Genomic DNA, 19,347 nt, shown 5'->3' on the forward strand with positions numbered 1-19,347 from the left:
GGTCAGTAGTGGAAATAAAAGACAAATGTTGTTTTCAATTTGGGCTTTCAGCACATCACGACATTGACAGCCAGGCCACCGGTGGCTGTCTCTTTGTATTTATCCTGCATATCCAGCCCCGTCTGACGCATGGTTTCAATGACGTCATCAAGGGATACCCGGTGCTGCCCGTCACCTTTCAGGGCCAGGCGGGCCGCATTGATGGCCTTGACAGCGCCCATGGTATTGCGCTCAATACAGGGGACCTGTACCAGACCGGCTATCGGGTCACAGGTCAGGCCCAGGTTGTGCTCCATGCCTATTTCAGCGGCATTTTCAATCTGGCGGTTATTGCCGCCCATGACGGCGCACAGAGCGCCTGCCGCCATGGAACAGGCCACCCCGATTTCCCCCTGACAACCCACTTCAGCGGCCGAGATTGAGGCGTTCTTTTTATAGAGCATGCCAATGGCAGCAGCGGTGGCCAGAAAGGTCACAATACCCGCTTCACTGCTGCCCGGAACAAAACGATCGTAATAGGCCAGAACCGCCGGAATAACACCGGCTGCACCATTGGTTGGCGCGGTAACGACACGACCACCAACGGCGTTCTCTTCATTGACAGCGATGGCAAACAGGTTGACCCAGTCCATGACTTCCAGGTGATCCTGCTGGTCTTCCGGGCGGTTCAACAGTTCCTGATGCAGCTGATGTGCACGACGATTGACGTTCAGGCCGCCGGGAAGTACCCCGGTTTGCTCACAGCCACGGTTGATGCAGCGGTCCATTACCTGCCAGATATTCAGCAACGCTGGTTGGATCTGGTCAGATCTTCCCAGATGTTGTTCATTCTCCAGGACAATTTCACCAATGGAGAGTCCGGTTCTGTCTCCGATATCCAGAAGGTCCTGAGCGTTATTGAACGGAAAGGGGACCTGAATGTCCGTTGCCGAAGTTGTCTGTTCGGTTTCCTCTTCATTCAGTACGAACCCTCCGCCCACGGAGTAATAATTGTCATGAAAAAGCTCAAGGCCTGCTGCATCAAAAGCTCTTAGCGTCATACCGTTAGGGTGCTTGGCAAGCGAGTGACCATGCAAAAAGTGAAGGTGTTGATCTTCAATGAAAGGAATCGGATATTGGTTAGCAAGTATCAACTCACCGGTGCTGCGGACATTGTTGATCAATGCCGGAGCCTGGTCAGGATCGAGCTGGTCCGGTTTTTCACCCATAAGGCCCAGCATCACGGCCGTGTCGGTGGCATGACCTGCACCGGTCATGGCCAGGGAACCGTAGAGCTCAATACGAATCTGACGGGTATTCTCAAGCTGCCCCTGTTGGAGCAGGGCGTCAAGGAAGCGGTTGGCGGCTACCATTGGACCCACCGTGTGGGATGAGGAAGGGCCTACACCAATCTTGAACAAATCGAGAATACTTAAGCTCATCGCCATGACTCCATTTGTTGGTATATTTTTGTGATATCTGCTTTCAGGGCTATTTTTTTGTTATTTATCAAAAGGAAGATGGTCATAAAGAGCCATTAACAGAGAGCAGCCTGAAACCAGGCATCAATGGGTTATTAACGGGTTTTGACCAGATCACTGAATTCCTGACGGCAAGCGTAACAATACCTTCCTCCCACATCAATAAACAAGTTTTCAATAAGAAACAAATTTTCACAGCGACCTGATGGTGATGGTAAAAAGTTGCTTGTAGGCCCTCTCCTGCCAAAATGCCAAATTTTGCCAATATCTGCTAATATTCAGTCATAAAATGATAAAGGAGACAATTATGGCCACACTCAATATTTCATTACCCGACCAGCTCAGAGACTGGGTTGCCCAGCAGGTTAAACAAGGCGAATACTCAAGCGCCAGCGACTATCTGAGGGACCTGATCCGTAACGACAAACGCCAGCAAGAACAGTCGGCCAAATGGTTAAAAGGGCATCTGGAGCCCATCTTGAATACACCGGAAGACGAGTTTCAATCACTCAACGCTGATGACATCAAGGCAAGAGCCAGAAAGAGACTGAACAATTCCGGAGGTGATGAGTGAGCGAACTCTACCGCTTTCACCCGGTAGCCATTGCTCAGCAGGAAGAAATCTGGCTCTTTACCTACAAACTGTATTTGTAAAATCCTCCGATGGTGCGCAATCGGAAGTTTTATACGTCCTGTCTATTTTGCACAGCAGTATGGACATACCAGCACGTTTAAATGAGTTGCTTGATGAGTTACAGAAAGCAGCCTGCGGGATAGGAGTGCTTCTTTCTCAGGTGGTTGATGGGGCGGCGATGTTGGGACGAAGTTCAAGATTCAAGACACCGATTTCCTAAACTGACTGCTTGAAATAAACTACATTGTAGTTACACTTTGTTGAATGAAGCACCTTACCTTTGAATGGGATGATGATAAGTCCCGTAGTAATCTCAGAAAGCACGGTATCAGCTTTGATGAAGCCAGAACTGTCTTTTTTGATGAGAATGGCTTGCTCATAGGCGACCCGGATCACTCGGGAATGGATGACCGTTTTATCCTTCTTGGTATGACTGCAAGCCTGAAAATTTTAGTTGTCTGTCACTGTTACCGAATGGATGAGGTGATCCGGATTTTTTCCGCGAGGAGTGCAACCAAAAAAGAAACCGACATCTACACAGCGAGAATGAAGCCATGAGAGAAGAGTATGATTTTAGTCAGGGCGAAAAAAACCCTTACGCCAAGAAGCTGAAAAAGCAGATGACCATTCGCATTGATGAGGATGTGATTGATTATTTTAAAGCTCTCTCTGACGAAATGGGGATACCCTATCAGAGTCTGATTAATCTCTACCTTAAAGATTGTGCTGCCAATCAGCGGAAACTGTCGATGTCCTGGCGGTAGCTTCAGCAGAAACCAGTCTCGGGTCTTGAATCTTGCAGTCTATTCTCGGTCAGCCTCCTAAGTAACTGCCCGAATCGTTCCGTTTAATCCCTGATGATTATCCCACGGGCAGGTGCTAGAATCCGGCCAGACTTTCAGCCGGGAGCTTTCTCAGAGCATCTTTTCCAGCGCACCGACATAAGGTAGTTATCCTTGCCCGTACTGTGTTAAGAGAGCTACCTGAGATTGACCCACGCCCTATTGAACCACTATCTATCAGGAGCTCCACTTGCTTTCCCGATCTCTGAAGCGATCATTGATACCTGCCATCATTGTGCTGGTGGCGGTATTTCTGGTGTTGAGTACGCGGCCCAGGTTGAATAGCTTTCAGGGGCAGGTTATGGGAACGACCTATAACGTCAGTTATGTAGCGACTCTGTTCAGTCATCCGGTAAAGGATGTGTCCGCTGTAGTTCAGGATGCCCTGGCTGATGTGGATCAACGGATGTCAACCTATAAGCCTGACTCTGAGCTGATGCAGTTTAACCGGGCCCCGGTAGGGGAGCCGTTTAAACTGTCCGGTGATATTGTTCAGCTGGTTCAGCAAGCCAGGGCGATTTCTGATCTGTCGGATGGAGCCTACGATATTACCGTAGGCCCCCTGGTGAACCTGTGGGGCTTTGGCCCGACACAATGGGTTGCCGTCAACGACAGTCACGAGGATAGTGACTCCCGCTCGCTGGCCAATGCTCCGGAATTTGTCAAATGGATAGAGGACCAGTATCCGGGCCATATTCCCGAGGCAACCGCTATTCAGGAAGCCCTGGCCAACGTTGGTTATCAGAGTCTGAAAGCGGATCCTGAAGGCTCAACCCTGACCCGTGAAAAGGCGTTGTTTGTTGATCTGAGTTCCATCGCCAAGGGCTATGGTGTTGATCAGGCGGCAGCGGCTCTCAGGGCTCAGGGTATTGAGGACTTTATGGTAGAGGTTGGTGGCGAAGTGCTGGTTCAGGGTGTCAAGCCGAATGGCAACCCCTGGCGATTGGCGGTGATCGGTCCTGAAATGGGAAAAAACGGCGTATCAGCATTGGTTGAGCCTCTGGACAAGGCGCTGGCAACCTCTGGTGATTATCTGAATTTTTTTGAAGTCGATGGCAAGCGTTACTCGCATACCATTAATCCCGTTACCGGCTGGCCTGAAGCCAAGCGGGTAGCGGAAGTGGCTGTCATTGCCGATACCTCGGCCCGGGCCGATGCCCTGGCCACCATGTTTATGGTGCTGGGGGATGAGAAAGGACTGGAACTGGCGAACAGGCTGGGTATTGCGGCACGTTTTGCCTATTATACCGATGAAGGATTTGCAACGGTAACCAGTGACGCCTTTAAGCCTTACCTGGTTCAACAGCCATGAACAACCTTGAGCGGGAAATAGCGCTTCAATAAACAGGTTCCGTGTATCACCTGACCATTTCATGGTAAATAATGGAGGAATCAGTCATGACCATTATGCTGATTACATTTTGTACTTTTCTGGTACTCATTGCGGCTATGGCAGTGGGTGTGATTTTTGCCAATAAGCCGATTAAAGGCTCCTGTGGTGGCCTTAGTAATCTTGGCCTGAAGGACAGCTGTGTCATTTGTGGCGGCGGCGACAAAACAGATCCTCTTTCCGAGGTGAATGATGACCTGTTTTATGACGCGACGGCTGCAAATAAGAGTGAAAAGGCGTAATCGTTTCTGGTTACGTTTGTTTTTTTGTTGGTTGTAGGCACCAGTGACAGCCTCCTGGTGTAAAGCTTTTTGGGCACTCAAAGTATAAGCTGTAAAAAAGAATAAACAGATAATGTTTTGGAACCGGGGGAATCGAATAAATGGGTGTCAGTAAATACGATTTGGTCATCCTTGGGTCGGGGCCTGCGGGTGAGGGGGCGGCCATGAATGCCGTCAAGCTTGGTAAAAAGGTCGCTGTTGTTGAGCAGTTTAACTTTGTCGGTGGCAGCTGTACTCACCTGGGTACGATTCCATCCAAGGCTCTGCGCCACTCTGTCAAACAGATCATGGATTTCAATACCAACTCCATGTTTCGTGAGATTGGTGACCCCCGCTGGTTCAGTTTTCCCAAAGTATTGAAAAGGGCGGAATCGGTGATCCAGAAGCAGGTACAGTCCCGGACCATGTACTATGCCCGGAATCGCATTGATCTCTACTTTGGCCGTGGTGTCTTTATTGATGAGCACACTCTGGAGGTGACTGAGCCCAGCGGGAATACGGAGCGTCTGTTCGGGTCCAACTTTCTGATTGCCACCGGGTCCCGTCCCTACCACCCACCCGGTGTCGACTTTCACCATCCAAGGGTTTTTGATAGTGATTCCATTCTGGAGCTGTCTTCTACGCCCCGACGCATGATTATCTACGGTGCCGGTGTAATCGGCTCTGAATATGCCTCGATATTCTCTGGTCTGGGTGTGCTGGTGGATTTGATTGATACCCGTGAGCGGCTGCTGTCGTTTCTTGATAAAGAGATTTCCGATGCCCTGAGCTATCAGCTGCGCAAAATGAACGTCATTATCCGTCATAATGAAGAGTTCCAGAAACTTGAGACCATGGATGATTGCGTGGTGCTGCACCTCAAGTCGGGCAAGAAACTCAAGGCCGACATGTTACTCTGGGCCAATGGCCGGACAGGCAATACCCAGGCAATGGGGCTGGAAATGATCGGCCTTAAGCCCGATGGCCGTGGGCAGTTAAGTGTTAATGAAAGCTATCAGACCTCATTACCCCATATTTATGCGGCGGGTGACGTCATTGGCTGGCCCAGTCTGGCCAGTGCCGCTTATGACCAGGGACGCTCGGCGGCGGCACACCTTTGTAACAGTGAGGACTGGCACTTTGTCAATGAAGTGCCTACGGGGATCTACACCATCCCGGAAATCAGCTCTGTGGGTTGCACCGAAGAAGAACTGACGGCAGATGCCATTCCCTATGAAGTGGGCAAGGCGTTTTTCTCCAGGCTGGCCAGGGCTCAAATCACTGGCGAGGTGGTCGGCATGCTGAAGATTCTTTTCCACCGGGATACCCTGGAAGTGTTGGGCATTCACTGTTTTGGTGACCAGGCTTCGGAGATTATCCATATCGGTCAGGCGGTGATGCGGCAAGAGGGCAAGGCCAATTCACTCCGTTATTTCCTGAATACCACATTTAACTATCCGACCATGGCGGAAGCCTACCGTGTTGCTGCCCTGGATGGGCTGAACCGATTGTTTTGATCCTGCTTAATTGGCTTCTCATCTCAGCAGTGCCCGGAGTACGGCTGCTTCCGGGCGCTGCTGAAATTCCGGAACACTCTTTTTAGCCTGACCATCCAAACAGAGGGTGATTCTGTTTGTTATACTAAGAACGTTTCTGAGGCAGGACTTGAATTTTGCTTTTATGCAAAGACCTGCCACTGCTTCCCGCCTTCTCTTTTTGCCGCCTTTTTCTCTTATCACCGTAAACGACCAGAGTTGTGAACCATGAAAGACTTGCCCCCAGCTTTCGTGACCCCGGCTTTCAACATTTACCGGGACCTCGCTACCAGCCTGCGAGAAACAATGGCTCAACGACAGGTGTGGCTGGTTCTATTGATATCTCTACTATCCCTACAGCTCACTTTTGCAGATATTCCCAAAGGCAACCCTCAGCCTAACGCCGCAGGTGTGGTCACCCTGCGCGGCTGGGACGCCAAACTGGGGGCAGGTATCACCTGGGAAGCAAGCGCAAAGTACTTATTGTTCAGCGGAAGTTCCGCTGGTTCTCAAGCAGAATGGACAATCAAAGGTCTGGAGAACATTTCTTACGATGTGAACCTTTTGCTCAGAAATGTCCCTGCCAGCTCTGCAGGTAAGAGCGTTCAGTTACAAATCGGCCCGGAAGCGCTTCAATTTACTCTGGCCCAGACAAGTGGTGATCTAACCAGTATCAAATTAGGTACAGCTACGCCTGGCGAAGGAGAGCACACAGCATTTTTAAAAGGATTAGACGACTACAATGACAGCTTGATGGAAGTCTATCGTATCGTCTTGACTCCAGTTAACATCCAGCGGTGGTGGAATCCCCTTGGCCAGACGTGGGAGACGAAGAGGCCCCCTTTAATGCTCGGAGCCCAATGGTATACCGGCAATGGTAACTTCGACACGCCATCGCCAATGAAAGATGTGGATGATGTCCGTCTTAACCGTAAAGGCTATGCAATTGTAACCACCGAGAAACTTAGAAAAAATCTGACAAAGTTAAATGACTTTATCGCCCATAAAGAAGCCATCGGCTTTACTGTACATGTTGTCACTGAAAAAGATCACGGTGGCGGTCATGGTGCCTATGCGGCGGATAACATACGTACCTGGTTGCGTAATAACTATCAGAGCAAGGATATTCTGTATGTCCTTATGGTCGGTGATCCCGATATTTACCGGGGCGATGTGCCGATGGCCATTGCCAAAGGCGGTATCTCACGCTTTGAACGCCAGGCCAAAGTCGATGCGGGTGAAGTCACAGATTGGTACGAGTATACCTATGGGGTAGCGGCTACTGATCATTACTACGTGGACCTGGTGAATGAAACGATTGATGCCGATGGCGATGGCATTCTTTACAGTAATGGCGATTGGGGTAAAGGGCATTCAGGGCAGTGGAATGTCCTCGTTGGTCGTATCCAGGTGGCGGGTGAAGGCAGTCAGTTTGGCAAATACAGTGATGTGGATGCGATCTTGCAGAAGTTTATCGACTACGAAAACGAGGCCGATACCACCTGGCGCTACAGACCGGATATCAATGACACAACCTGGAATATCAATGCCGCTCTCTACGAATTTGCAGGCGTTGAGTATCGGGTTCGCGGAGGTGTTGTTGGCGATGGTCATGTGCCGACGGATTTCCAACAGTGGCAGAATGATCACTTCCTGACCAACTACGATATTGGCTATATCCGTACCGGTGGCCATGGTACACCCACCTGGACACAAGGCGGCCTCAGTGTCGATCTCTCACGCAACCATGGTAACAATGTCCGCCCGTACTTATCTGAGATCGGCTCCTGTGAAGCGTGTGAAGTTGGTTTCGACAATAACCTTTGTGCCTCCCAGTTGCGTTATGGTTCCATTGGTGTCATGGGAGGGACTCGCCCGGTGGCGTCACTTGGCAAAAATAATGGTGTTGGTGAACCGTTCTACCGTCATAGCCGCTTCGATATTTTCACCAAAGGTGAGCCCATGGGACTGGCACATTGGCATAGAATGTGTGATGGTCATCGGAGTCTCACAGGAAGTGATATTCTCTGGACACTCAATGGCGATCCGTCCATCCAGGTGATTCCACAGGCGATGAAGCCAACGTACCCGATCATCGCCCGCCCGACGCAGGAAGTCGTCTATGACTGGGATGGTAATGGCAAATTACCACATCAGGAATACGACATTACCAACAACACAGATGTAAATCAGACACTGGTAATTCAAACAGACAGTCCGTGGTTAAGCCTTGACAGGACATCTGCTTCATTGGCAGCAGACGAGACAATCACTGTCACTGCTACAGCGAATACTGCCGCCGTGAACCTCGATGAAGGTCAGTCAGTCGCTCATATCGATATCAAGGAAACCGGTGGTTATACCACAACCCGGAAATTCAATTTCTTTAAACGAACACCGCACGTCGATGGCTTAATTGACTTCGATCATGTTGCTTCAGGCCAGTCACAAACCCTGGGTTCTGGTGGCACTACAGTAGCAGTCAATGAGGCCGCTGTCGTTTCCGGTGGCGTCAGTGGCAAGGCGTACGACACATCTATCGACACCCATGGCCTGGTGATCGGCAATGATGTAATACCTTCTGTACGCCATCACAGCATGACACTCTCTTTTTGGTTTAATCCTGCGAATGCGATCACTGCTAACGTCAATTTGCTCCACGGTTCTTATGGTAAAGAGTCGCTCAACATTGATATCTTCAACCATGGCGCTGGCATTAAAATGCACTGGCCGTCTTCACAATTGGCCGGTGCCATCGAGTGGAATGAGATCAATGCCAAATACACCAATGAAGGGGCCGTAGACATTGCAACAGGAACCTGGCATCAGGTAACCATGGTCCATGAATATGGTGGTATCAACAAACTCTTCTTCGATGGTCAGCTCGTCGATTCCGCCACCCACGTGGGCTATACCTATAACTTTAACAGTCTGACTTTTGGTAAGGGCTTTAACGGGCTCATCGATGAGATTCAAAGCTTTAACTATGCCCTGAATGACGCTCAGGTCACTGCCAATTATCAACGGACCAAACCAGTCCCGATTGCTCCGGCTTATAACGGTATTGTTGCTGCGGGAGATGTTCAATTTGACTGGACAAGCGTACACGATGCGGCAGGCTACGAACTCTTTGTCAGTTCAAACAAAACGGATGTTGATAACCCGGACAGTGGCTTGATAGCGGCCTGGACTGGCAGCCCTACTGAAGTTGTACAGACAGTTAACGACAACGACCAGGTTTTCTGGCGTGTGGATGCAATTATGGCTGACGCCAGTCGTATCCGGGGCGATACCTCCAGCTTCCGAAAAGTGGCTTCTGGCTATGTGGCTCATACCAACCAGGCTCCGGTGATCACTCAGTCAACCATTGACCTTGGTACGATTGAGGGAAGTAAACCCTTTGGACCTGTTGATCTCAGCCAATACTACAGCGATCCTGAGGGAGGTGAACTCCTCGTCTTCCATAAAAATACGGCCACTGGTACTTATGGGCCATGGGGTGGTGCCTTTTCAGCGGGTTTGAACGTTCATGGTAGTGGTCAGGTCTACTCTAATGAGGGGGTAACGAATGCTGATGCACAGACCATAAACCTCAAGGTTGTCGATGACCGGGGTCAGGAAACATTCTTTGACTTGAATTACCAGGTTGAGCAGGCTCCGAAATTCACCAGCAATGCTTTTCTGGTAATGGAGGATACGGCGGTCAACACTGTCGTTATGACGCTCACTGCAACGGATGCTAACCGTGGCGACACAACCGTCATCTATTCTGCAGTGGGCGGTGATGGACTCAGTCATTTCGCAGTTGCCCCTGATGGAACTGTGACCTTAATAGCGGCTTTGGACTTTGACCTGAAACCTTCATACAGCCTTGTTGTCAGTGCAACCGATGAACATGGTTACTCTTCTGAACAGACCTTTACCATTTCAATTGGCAACACCGTGGGGCTGCCGCTGCTTACTACTCATTCGACGTCTTTTGCAGGCGCTACGCTGACCGACTCTGGCTTATCTGCGGATATCCCTGATAGCTCACTGGCTTCTATTACCATCGATGAGGTTAATGATCGTCTCGACATTACCACTATGGGCAACACGGATATGTGGAAGGCACGTAACAATGGCCCTATTGCTTATTTTACAGCACCCGCCTCTGAGTCCTGGGCAGTGGAAACAGAGCTCGAACTGAACACCGCACAAAATCGTCAAATTGCAGGCCTTACTGTCTATGCGGATGAAGATGGTGCACAACCGGTATTCTCCTATGGCCTGGACTACTGGAGTGGCCGTGATGGACTTATTAACCTTCAAGGCCTCGGTACCAATAGCCCGCTTATTAACGTCAGTGCCAACGCTTCTGGCAAGGTCAAACTGCGTATGGAAGTGATTGAAAATGGTAATGGCTTCGGGGTTGACAGGTACACATTCTTCTATGATCTTTTGGATGGTAATGGCATGCAGAAGCTCACATCTTATGGCTTCGCAGTAGACAGAAGCCGTATTGGCCTATTTCTGAAAACGGAGTATGGACGTACAGCATACTTCGATAACTTTGAGGTTTCTGAAGGTACCATGCCAGCGCCAGTAAAATGCACTAAAAAGCTCAATATCGAGTACTTTTTCATTCAAAATGAAGAAGGTAATAAATCAGATGGATATTAATACAACAAAAATACAGCCAAATCAGACTCCATCAGATGAATCATCTGGCGCTATTGGAATAAATCCTGCTAAAGATATAACGTTCAAGCAGTTCGATGTTCATCAAGTTGATCACCGAGACGTTTCTTCCACATCAACTGCAAGGAAATGTAACTATCTCACCAAAAGAAATAGACCGCGTATGACCTATGATCAGCATAGGCGAATGGCTAGCCTTAGAGAAAAACATCGTGTCAGTAAAATTAACGACGCCTTCTTAGTACTTAAAAATAAAATTCCCGGAGGGGCTGAACAGTCATTAACAAAAGTACAGATATTAAGACAGGCATGTGTATACATTAGAGCCCTTGAACAGCAGCTCAGAAATCCTCCCGGACCTTTCTGATTGCTTGAATGGAGCTATCGTTGAAGCGCAGCAGGGGATAACGGTTTGAAGGTTTGATCTGCAGTTGAGAATCACACAGGGCGTTGCTAAGGTAAGAATGATTATTCTGGTCTCGCTCCCTTTGACGATTTTTTGCGTTCTGTGTATCGGGATCACTCTGGTAGCGGCTCCTTCTCTGCTCTATGCAAGTGGAATCATTGTGAAGTTTTTGGTCCCCAGCGTAATTTCTGATTGCGCTGCTTTGGACGCAAATTATAGAGCTGGTAAGCTGGCTCTTCGCGAAGTTTCCTTTGGTGCTCAATTATTGAAGCGTTACCATCAGTCATTTCTTCTGTCTGGTGGGGGGGGATCAATTGTCGTTTCGATCAGGTTTGGTGGGTTAACTACAGCAAAAGGCTTTAAATCTGGTGGGTTGGGTAACTGATAGTCTGGACTCTAATGACTTATTGTGGTTGGCTCCCTGACCTCAGGCTCGCTCCCCGATAAGCAAGCCTGCTGAGTACTACCGGTGTCTGTTATTGATGCTCGACTTTAGAGTTTTATAAGCACAATAGTTCCGGCGCATAATCTGCTAAAAGCAACCATCCCCAACGACGAAATTCGAGATGGTTGCCATGCTCACTTCAGATCATCAAGTAATCCTCAGGGAGCTCGCTTTATATACAACCTTTCTTGCCGGAGCGCTATCATCAATCGCAGTACCAACGTTCTGCGAACTGCTGTTCGGTTGCATGCTTTCAGCCGAAGGCTTTGTTACACAGGCGTTGTTAACAATGGATTTTCATTGTGTGTGGAGCAGCTACCACCACTGGCTATCCCAGGGCAAGTGGCAATGGAAGAACCTGGCGCGCCGCTTGATCCGTCTGGTCTGCTCCAAAGCTCCGGAAAATGAGCCTGTTGTTTTGGGACTCGATGACTGGGTAATCGAACGGTTTTCCGACAAAGCCCCTGCTTGTCGTACACATCATCAACACAGCAAGAAACGTAACCGGCCGACGTATATCTGGGGGCAGTGTTGGGTCTCCCTGGCCGTCATATTTGAACGGGCTGCAGATGAAGTATTTACCGCCGTACCGGTGATCTCATTTCCGGCACCAGCTTCAGGTAACACCAGCAAACTGAAAATTGCCGTTGCCATGCTCAGGGTGGTACGCAATGAGGTGAAGGATCGGGTGCTACGCCTGCTAACCGATTGCTGGTATATGAACTGGACACTGATAAAGCCAGCTCTGGAAATGAACATAGAAGTTGTTGGTCAGATACCTTCAAATCGGGCTCTCTATGCTTTGCCGCCAACACCCACCGTAAAGAAACGAGGGCGCCCCAAAAAGTACGGCATCAAGATGACGGCAGAGCAGGTCAAAACACTGCCGGAAGAAAAAGCGACAGTATGGATGTACGGCAAATTTCGCAAAATACGTTATCGCACCCTGATCTGTCGCGCCAGATTCCTTCAAGGTCATGAAGTACGCGTCGTCTGGAGTCGCTTTGAAAATGACAAAGGTCTGACCGAAAGCAGAATATTCATCTCGACCAATCCGGAACTTGAGGTGCTTCGTGCCTACTCCCGGAGATGGCCAGTAGAGCCAATGTTTCACCAACTCAAACATACTTTTGGTTGTTGCCATTTATGGCAGCAGAAATTACGAACACTGCTTCGGTGGATGCATTTGAAAATGGCAGGCTATGCATTATTGCAGTTGTTAACCGTTTGTAAAAATCAGGCATGTCTGAATATTTCCCGGATACCCTGGAGAAGCCCGGATACAACCACTGCGGGCATGATGAGAATTGCTCTTTCAGGAATTATTCCGAGGTTCTCTATTCGCAAGGGCTGGAACAGATATGAGCAAAAATATGAGTTCAATTTTACCGATCTGATCGACCAGTTAATACCGGATAAGTCGGAAGCAGCATAACCAAAGGCTTTCAGACAAAAAACGGAAGTAAGAACGAACTTGGAAAAACAGTTCACTGGTTTCGGCTTGCTTTATTATAGAAAGCTGACCGAATCATCGTTTTATACAGACTCTAAAGTCGAGTATATTTCAAGACCGCTATTTTTTATAGAAGTTCCCAGCCTTTCGCAATCCAGTCATCAGTTAGTTAACTGAAACTAACTTTTTACTTTGCCTGTTAACCACTCAGGATAAAAGGGTTCGAATGGGATTGTAAATATTCCTTCAGTCTGATAACTGAGCAGTGATGAAGGACGTTGATGATAACTCTGCTTTTTTTGTCGTAGCGGCTGACTCTTCTTTTTCCCTCGCTACTTGTTCACTAAAGCCTTTATTTATGGCTGATCGATAGGCGTATGATTTTGCATTTTTTATGGACTGGGAAATCCTTTTTTCCCTGGATAAGGCGTACCTGGCCAGTTTTCTGGCCTTGGCCGCCTGGCCCTTTTCGGATGCTTCGTATTTGGCCTGGCTCACCTTGCGATTATCGGATGCATTGTATCTGGCCCTGGCCGCCCTGCCTTTTTTGGATGCGGCGTATTTGGCCTGGCTCTCCTTGCCATTATCGGATGCAAGGTATCTGGCTTTGTTTGCCTTGCCTTTTTTGGATGCGGCGTATCTGGCCTGGGCCGCCCTATGCTTAGCTTTTGCGATGCATTTGTCTTTGCTGTCCTTGCCTTTATCGGGTGCGGCGTATTTGGTTTTGCTCGTTTTGCCCATTCCAGAAGTGCATGCCCCTTCATTGGGAAGGGGCAGAGCTTCACCAAAATCATAAGATTCCGTTGATTCTAGCCTGACATAAACAGGAAAAGGAGATTTCAGTGTTTGGACAGGCATGCCTTGATAGGTGGGTTGCTGTTCATTTTTGTCATGCTGGTACGTTTGTTGAAGTGAATTCGAATTGAGTCCGGAAAACGCAATATGGAAGGGTGGTAATTTACTAGAGTGATGCATTGAATTATCAAATTACAGCATTAAAGTTTAAGACCACCCTTTATCATAAAAGTTCCTTCCCACTACAACCCATTCAATATTTATGTCAAACACACATAGAAATAATAGCAATTCGGGCTATTTGGCGAGGTTTACTTGAGGCCGGAATGATAAAGGGGGGCGAGCCCCCTTTACTGGTTAAGCGGCAGTATCAAATATCAGCAGCCAGTCGGCAGCCCTGGTTGATTGCCCGCTTGGCATCCAGCTCAGCAGCCACATCCGCTCCGCCAATCAGATGCACGGTCTTGCCGCTGATGCTATCAGCGAGTTCGCGCATGGGCTCCTGGCCTGCGCAGATAACGACGCTATCCACATCCAGCACCTGAGGCTCCCCGGCAATGGACAGGTGCAGACCCTGATCATCCACCTTGTGGTACTCACAGGCTGGTACCATGCGCACCCCCCGGTTAGCCAGTGATGAGCGGTGAATCCAGCCGGTGGTCTTGCCGAGGTTTTTACCGGGCTTGCTCTTTTTCCTCTGCAGCAGAAAGACTTCTCTGGAGGATTTTGGGTGCTCACTTTCGGTCAGCAGGCCACCGCGATTTTCCAGGGTCATATCCACCCCCCACTCTTTCATAAAGGCGGGAATATCAAGGCTGCTGGATGGGCCTTCCTGGGTAATCAGTTCGCACAAATCAAAACCGATACCGCCAGCGCCGATAACGGCGACCTTGTTGCCCACAGGTGCTCCCTTGAACACATCCAGATAACTCAGTACCTTGGCGTGATCAATACCTTCCAGCTCCAGACTTCTGGGGGTGATACCCGTGGCGACGATGACTTCGTCAAAGTCACTGTTTTCCAGCTCTTCTGCCGTTACTCTGTGGTTGAGCTTCAGCTCGACGCCGGTCAACTCGATCTGTCGTTTGAAGTAGCGCAGGGTCTCTTCAAACTCTTCCTTGCCAGGTACGGTTTTCGCGATATTGAACTGTCCACCAATTTTGTCTGCCGCATCAAACAGTGTGACGTTGTGACCACGATAGGCGGCTGTGGCGGCAAATGCCATGCCGGCAGGACCTGCGCCCACCACGGCCAGCTTCTTGGGTTTGCTGGTTGGCAGATAGTTCAGCTCGGTTTCATGGCATGCTCTGGGGTTTACCAGACAGCTGACGGGTTTCATATAAAAGACATGATCAAGGCAGGCCTGGTTGCAGCCAATGCAGGTATTGATTTCATCGGTTCTGCCTTCCGCCGCCTTGTTCACCCATTCGGCATCTGCCAGCATAGGGCGGGCCATGGACACCATGTCGGCATCACCACGGGCCAGAACTTCTTCTGCGGTTTCCGGCATGTTGATCCGGTTGGAGGTGATGACCGGAATACTGATTTCGTTACGAATTTTTGCCGTTACCCAGGTAAAGGCCGCTCTTGGCACCATTGTCGCGATGGTGGGGACACGGGCCTCGTGCCAGCCAATGCCGGTATTAAGAATGGTGGCACCCGCCTGTTCAATCTCTTTGGCCAGTTCAACAATTTCATCCCAGCTACTGCCGCCTTCAACCAGATCCAGCATGGAGAGGCGGTAAATAATGATGAAGTCCGGGCCTACTCTTTCCCGGGTCTGTCTCACCATGGCTACCGGCAGGCGAATGCGCTGACGGTATTCTCCACCCCATTCGTCCTGTCGCTGGTTGGTACGATTAGCAATGAACTGGTTGATGAAGTACCCTTCAGACCCCATGATTTCCACGCCATCATAGCCTGCTTCTTTTGCCAGGGCCGCAGAGTTGACAAAGCTCTCGATCTGCTCGTCCACCTCTTCGGAGGTCAGTTCTTTAGGTTTGAAAGGATTGATAGGTGCCTGAATGGCACTGGGAGCAATGCATTTTGGGTGGTAGGCATAACGGCCGGTATGCAGGATCTGCATACAGATTTTTCCGCCAGCCTTATGCACGGCGTCTGTCACCAACTGGTGGTGCTTTACATCATCCATGGTTTCCATGGTGGCAGCACCGGGCATACCCCCGCTCTCCTGATTCGGCGCAATACCGCCGGTCACAATGAGTCCTACACCGCCGACTGCGCGTTCGGCAAAATAAGCCGCCAGTCGTTCAAAACCGTTGGGCCGTTCTTCCAGGCCAGTATGCATGGAGCCCATCAAAACCCGGTTTTTCAGTGTGGTGAAACCCAGATCCAGCGGTGCCAGAAGATGTGGGTAGGGGGTAGTCATTTTTATAATCCTTCTTGTGATTCGACGCCTCATCAAGCCCGGGTATTTCATAAACTGCCCCGAATCTCGCGCAGGACTTTGTCGCTCTAAGGGATTTTGTGAGGGAGCGCCGTACCGGGGAGTACGGTCGACCGAGCAAAACTCCCTTAGAGCGACAAAGGACAAGCGAGAGCGGGAGCACGTTTATGAAATATCCGGGCTAGACGCTGTCAAGATAAAATGGTAATTTGACACTGTCAAGATAATTTGTATTGTCTCTGGACTGCACCATTTATACCAGACAGCGCACGGGCATTAAACGACATATGACTGGCAGAAAATCCTACCACCACGGCAATCTTCACCAGGAGCTGCTTGAAGAGGCAACCCGGATGATCGGGGAGCAGGGGGTGGATGGCATTTCCATGCGCGCGCTGGCGGAGCGGGTAGGGGTCTCCAGAACCGCCGCTTATCATCATTTTAAAGATAAGAATGCGCTGCTCTGTGCCATCGCCGAGCAGGGGTTTGAAAAGTGGCAGGCACACTTTGCACAACAGATGCATGAGCAGTCAGGGGACATGAATGGCTGGTTAAAGGCTTTTGTCCACGCCTATCTGGATCTTTCCTGGAAGTATCCTGAGGAGTATGACCTGATGTTCGGTCGTCCGGTCTGGAAAAATGGTGAACCAACAGAGAGTCTGAGAGCGGCCTCTTTTGCCTGCTTTCAGCACTATGTTGATCTGATCCGCAGCTGGCAGGACAAGGGTAAGTTTTCAAAAGATATTGATGGTCTGCGCCTTGCCCAGGTGAGCTGGAGCATGTTGCACGGTATGAGCCGCTTATTGAATGATGGTATTTACCTGGATAGAAACTCCATTGATGCCATGTCGGACAGTGCAGTAGAGATGATACTGGCAGCGGCAACGGTATAAAAAAGTACATTTCCATGATGCACCAGGAAATGTGCATTATGACGGTTATTCTGGCAGTGGAGATCAAAAATAGTGCGCCCGATCTGGCGCAGTATGAGGTGTAAGAGGATCCGGTGTCGGTTTTCTTTCCGACCCGGTTTTGTTAAACCTTTTTATATTGAATTGGCGATAATAACTGCTTATCCAGGCAGATCAGATCATAGTGCTCCAGGCTCTTTTGCCGTAAATAATCTCGCACAGGCGTTGCTAATTTCATCAGTGGTTCAGATTCTCCTGTTTTAACTTTTTTAAAGCCAAATTTCTCATAGAAGGAAATAGCATCGTAGTCACTATTCAAGACTATGCCAGGGACTTTCCTGGACGCAGCAACTTCAATAATGGATTTCATCAACAACTTTCCAAGTCCATTACCTTGATAGGACTTTTTTACTGATAAAAGTTCAATAGATATTGATTCTTGATTAAGTTTAAATGACAGATAAGCAGCTGTAGTGGCAGCACTGATATCAATAAGTTCAATAACTCTTTTGTTGGAGTTTTTAGCTGTATCTATTTTTTTTAATGCTTTCTTCGCACCTTTAATAGGTGAGACTTTTAGATTTTTGGAGTAAAAATATTCTCGGATATATGATATGTCGGATACATTGGGTACAACGCTTATCTTATAACCTTTAAACCTGGCCTCTAAGATAAGGTTGTATGGTAGTGCGATGTCACTTACAGCTTTTGTGCAGGATGCAAGCTCAATTATGGGGTTCATATATTCAACTCCTGTAGAAGTTTATTTTGTAATGAGAGCTTATTTTGGTAGTTGGTCATCTGCTTTTTCATAAATTACTGACCTTTAACTACTTTTGGGTTCAAGGAGGAACTTTTGTAATCAAGGAGTGGTCTCAAGCGATGATTCAATAATTCAATAACTCAATAATCCAATGGACAGATGTAACGCAGGCTCAAATTGTTTTTCTGTTTCTTTCTGTTTACAGAATCCTCCAGAAACATCTTTAGTACCCTCTGGCGCTTCCAGTTCATGGCCAGGTGTGATGGGCTGTTCTATTCAGACACGTCATTCACTACATTATGCATATTTAAGACAGGGTATGATGAATCAGGGCATGCCATCTTCTCGGCGTCCGCTTGATGATTTCTCAATTTCTCAATTACCATCCCCTGAAAATGAGTCAGTGTTACCTCAACTGTCTCTGGAAGACATTGACCAAATTTTATCATGTGATTTTTCCCGTGAAACTGCTGATGATGACTTTGCATTCACAGATTTAACCTTGACAAACGTTCAGCCAATAGCGCAGAAATTACCCCCGATAAATCCATTGTTGAGTTTTTCTCAGCCGTCATCACGTCCAGTTGCTATGATTGATCCTTTAATTAAAGACACGCATGAGCAAATTACAACGAAAACCACTGAGTTTAACGCGCCTGAATCGTCCGGTTCTGTTGAACCTCAGCCCCTCACCCTCTCAGTAGCTCACCAGCAGACCGATGAAAAGAAGGCTTCCTTTGCGCCAGGGAAAAGAAGGTCTGCCAAGAAGACTTACCGTGAGACTGAGAAAGGAAGGGCTGTCCAGAAGGCGTACTGTGAGCGCGGGAAAGGCCAGGCGACCAGAGCCAAATACTTCGCATTCGATAAAGGCAAGGCGACCAGAGCCAAATACTTCGCATCCGATAAAGGCAAGGCGACCAGAGCCAAATACTTCGCATCCGATAAAGGCAAGGCGGCCAGAGCCAAATACTTCGCATCCGATAAAGGCCAGGTGACCAGAGCCAAATACTTCGCATCCGATAAAGGCAAGGCGGCCAAAGCCAAATACTTCGCATCCGATAAAGGCAAGGCGGCCAGAGCCAAATACTTCGCATCCGATAAAGGCAAGGCGAACAGAGCCAAAAACGATGCCAAATACACCGCAACTGTTAAAGGCAAGGTGACCAGGGCCATTTCAAATGCCAAGTCAAACGCCTATAGAGTAGCGCTAAACACAGGCTTTAGTGAAAAAGAAGCGAGGAAAAAAGGAGAGTCAGCAGCTGATGCAAAAAAAGCAGAATTATTATCAGTGGGTCGTTGCCCTGACTCCTGATCGCCTACCGGTTCCCACGATACTTTAATGCCGGATACCACATAGCGCTCAATC

The 19,347-nt window shown here is 48.8% G+C and carries 17 protein-coding genes; 13 read left to right on the plus strand and 4 right to left on the minus strand.

Features of this window, described 5'->3' with window-relative positions; translation table 11 throughout:
• Positions 1–47 precede the first annotated feature (47 nt).
• The gene (locus tag ACO6UY_RS01305) at positions 48–1,421 is read right to left on the minus strand and encodes an L-serine ammonia-lyase (protein ID WP_422448921.1); all 1,374 of its coding nucleotides are present in this window, start codon (positions 1,419–1,421) and stop codon (positions 48–50) included.
• Between the two features lie 346 nt (positions 1,422–1,767).
• Between ACO6UY_RS01305 and ACO6UY_RS01310 the strand changes: the two genes are divergently transcribed.
• The 11 genes from ACO6UY_RS01310 to ACO6UY_RS01360 all read left to right on the plus strand — a co-directional run bounded on the left by ACO6UY_RS01310 (position 1,768) and on the right by ACO6UY_RS01360 (position 13,087).
• Complete coding sequence (locus ACO6UY_RS01310; RefSeq protein WP_209202371.1) at positions 1,768–2,034, plus strand: type II toxin-antitoxin system ParD family antitoxin; 267 nt, start codon at positions 1,768–1,770, stop codon at positions 2,032–2,034.
• Positions 2,027–2,314: a hypothetical protein gene (locus tag ACO6UY_RS01315; RefSeq protein WP_422459953.1), complete on the plus strand. Its 288-nt coding sequence runs from the start codon at positions 2,027–2,029 to the stop codon at positions 2,312–2,314. Before ACO6UY_RS01310 ends, ACO6UY_RS01315 begins: the two co-directional genes overlap by 8 nt.
• 44 nt (positions 2,315–2,358) lie before the next feature.
• Complete coding sequence (locus ACO6UY_RS01320) at positions 2,359–2,652, plus strand: BrnT family toxin (protein WP_422448917.1); 294 nt, start codon at positions 2,359–2,361, stop codon at positions 2,650–2,652.
• The gene (locus tag ACO6UY_RS01325; RefSeq protein WP_209201584.1) at positions 2,649–2,858 is read left to right on the plus strand and encodes a BrnA antitoxin family protein; all 210 of its coding nucleotides are present in this window, start codon (positions 2,649–2,651) and stop codon (positions 2,856–2,858) included. Before ACO6UY_RS01320 ends, ACO6UY_RS01325 begins: the two co-directional genes overlap by 4 nt.
• Positions 2,859–3,126: 268 nt before the next feature.
• Positions 3,127–4,248, plus strand: coding sequence for an FAD:protein FMN transferase (locus ACO6UY_RS01330; protein WP_422459952.1), 1,122 nt, complete (start codon positions 3,127–3,129; stop codon positions 4,246–4,248).
• An 86-nt stretch (positions 4,249–4,334) separates the two neighbouring features.
• Positions 4,335–4,568, plus strand: a complete 234-nt coding sequence (gene nqrM, locus ACO6UY_RS01335; protein ID WP_422459950.1) for a (Na+)-NQR maturation NqrM — start codon at positions 4,335–4,337, stop codon at positions 4,566–4,568.
• 140 nt (positions 4,569–4,708) lie between these two features.
• A complete protein-coding gene (sthA, locus tag ACO6UY_RS01340) occupies positions 4,709–6,103 on the plus strand; it encodes a Si-specific NAD(P)(+) transhydrogenase (protein ID WP_422448911.1) in 1,395 nt (464 codons plus the stop codon).
• 246 nt (positions 6,104–6,349) lie between these two features.
• Positions 6,350–10,783: a LamG-like jellyroll fold domain-containing protein gene (locus ACO6UY_RS01345; protein WP_422488835.1), complete on the plus strand. Its 4,434-nt coding sequence runs from the start codon at positions 6,350–6,352 to the stop codon at positions 10,781–10,783.
• On the plus strand, positions 10,773–11,168 hold the full coding sequence (locus tag ACO6UY_RS01350) for a basic helix-loop-helix domain-containing protein (RefSeq protein WP_422488836.1): 396 nt from the start codon (positions 10,773–10,775) through the stop codon (positions 11,166–11,168). The genes ACO6UY_RS01345 and ACO6UY_RS01350 overlap by 11 nt, the downstream gene beginning before the upstream one ends.
• Before the next feature lie 97 nt (positions 11,169–11,265).
• Entirely contained in the window at positions 11,266–11,592 is a 327-nt protein-coding gene (locus ACO6UY_RS01355) for a hypothetical protein (RefSeq protein ID WP_422459944.1), read from the plus strand.
• A gap of 307 nt (positions 11,593–11,899) precedes the next feature.
• On the plus strand, positions 11,900–13,087 hold the full coding sequence (locus tag ACO6UY_RS01360; protein WP_422459942.1) for a transposase: 1,188 nt from the start codon (positions 11,900–11,902) through the stop codon (positions 13,085–13,087).
• A 264-nt stretch (positions 13,088–13,351) separates the two neighbouring features.
• On the opposite strand, the gene ACO6UY_RS01365 is transcribed toward ACO6UY_RS01360, so the two are convergent.
• Both ACO6UY_RS01365 and ACO6UY_RS01370 read right to left on the minus strand, forming a co-directional pair.
• Entirely contained in the window at positions 13,352–13,846 is a 495-nt protein-coding gene (locus tag ACO6UY_RS01365; RefSeq protein WP_422459940.1) for a hypothetical protein, read from the minus strand.
• A gap of 424 nt (positions 13,847–14,270) precedes the next feature.
• A complete protein-coding gene (locus ACO6UY_RS01370; protein WP_422488838.1) occupies positions 14,271–16,289 on the minus strand; it encodes an FAD-dependent oxidoreductase in 2,019 nt (672 codons plus the stop codon).
• Positions 16,290–16,594: 305 nt separating this feature from the next.
• On the opposite strand from ACO6UY_RS01370, the gene ACO6UY_RS01375 reads away from it, so the two are divergent.
• On the plus strand, positions 16,595–17,200 hold the full coding sequence (locus tag ACO6UY_RS01375) for a TetR/AcrR family transcriptional regulator (RefSeq protein ID WP_422459936.1): 606 nt from the start codon (positions 16,595–16,597) through the stop codon (positions 17,198–17,200).
• A 142-nt stretch (positions 17,201–17,342) separates the two neighbouring features.
• On the opposite strand, the gene ACO6UY_RS01380 is transcribed toward ACO6UY_RS01375, so the two are convergent.
• Positions 17,343–17,960, minus strand: a complete 618-nt coding sequence (locus ACO6UY_RS01380; protein WP_422488839.1) for a GNAT family N-acetyltransferase — start codon at positions 17,958–17,960, stop codon at positions 17,343–17,345.
• Positions 17,961–18,132: 172 nt separating this feature from the next.
• Between ACO6UY_RS01380 and ACO6UY_RS01385 the strand changes: the two genes are divergently transcribed.
• Complete coding sequence (locus tag ACO6UY_RS01385) at positions 18,133–19,293, plus strand: hypothetical protein (RefSeq protein ID WP_422488840.1); 1,161 nt, start codon at positions 18,133–18,135, stop codon at positions 19,291–19,293.
• Positions 19,294–19,347: the final 54 nt, after the last annotated feature.

Origin of the sequence: Endozoicomonas sp. ALE010, from assembly GCF_049310165.1 — a bacterium.
GTDB lineage: Bacteria > Pseudomonadota > Gammaproteobacteria > Pseudomonadales > Endozoicomonadaceae > Endozoicomonas.

Bases quoted from the DNA above. Each gene is read 5' to 3' on its own strand.
- ACO6UY_RS01310 (WP_209202371.1), top strand. From the start codon at position 1,768: ATGGCCACACTCAATATTTCATTACCCGACCAGCTCAGAGACTGGGTT.
- ACO6UY_RS01370 (WP_422488838.1), bottom strand. From the start codon at position 16,289: ATGACTACCCCCTACCCACATCTTCTGGCACCGCTGGATCTGGGTTTC.
- ACO6UY_RS01355 (WP_422459944.1), top strand. From the start codon at position 11,266: ATGATTATTCTGGTCTCGCTCCCTTTGACGATTTTTTGCGTTCTGTGT.
- ACO6UY_RS01305 (WP_422448921.1), bottom strand. From the start codon at position 1,421: ATGAGCTTAAGTATTCTCGATTTGTTCAAGATTGGTGTAGGCCCTTCC.
- ACO6UY_RS01360 (WP_422459942.1), top strand. From the start codon at position 11,900: ATGCTTTCAGCCGAAGGCTTTGTTACACAGGCGTTGTTAACAATGGAT.
- ACO6UY_RS01375 (WP_422459936.1), top strand. From the start codon at position 16,595: ATGACTGGCAGAAAATCCTACCACCACGGCAATCTTCACCAGGAGCTG.
- ACO6UY_RS01325 (WP_209201584.1), top strand. From the start codon at position 2,649: ATGAGAGAAGAGTATGATTTTAGTCAGGGCGAAAAAAACCCTTACGCC.
- nqrM (WP_422459950.1), top strand. From the start codon at position 4,335: ATGACCATTATGCTGATTACATTTTGTACTTTTCTGGTACTCATTGCG.
- ACO6UY_RS01345 (WP_422488835.1), top strand. From the start codon at position 6,350: ATGAAAGACTTGCCCCCAGCTTTCGTGACCCCGGCTTTCAACATTTAC.
- ACO6UY_RS01365 (WP_422459940.1), bottom strand. From the start codon at position 13,846: ATGGGCAAAACGAGCAAAACCAAATACGCCGCACCCGATAAAGGCAAG.
- ACO6UY_RS01385 (WP_422488840.1), top strand. From the start codon at position 18,133: ATGGACAGATGTAACGCAGGCTCAAATTGTTTTTCTGTTTCTTTCTGT.
- ACO6UY_RS01350 (WP_422488836.1), top strand. From the start codon at position 10,773: ATGGATATTAATACAACAAAAATACAGCCAAATCAGACTCCATCAGAT.
- ACO6UY_RS01380 (WP_422488839.1), bottom strand. From the start codon at position 17,960: ATGAACCCCATAATTGAGCTTGCATCCTGCACAAAAGCTGTAAGTGAC.
- ACO6UY_RS01320 (WP_422448917.1), top strand. From the start codon at position 2,359: ATGAAGCACCTTACCTTTGAATGGGATGATGATAAGTCCCGTAGTAAT.
- ACO6UY_RS01315 (WP_422459953.1), top strand. From the start codon at position 2,027: ATGAGTGAGCGAACTCTACCGCTTTCACCCGGTAGCCATTGCTCAGCA.
- sthA (WP_422448911.1), top strand. From the start codon at position 4,709: ATGGGTGTCAGTAAATACGATTTGGTCATCCTTGGGTCGGGGCCTGCG.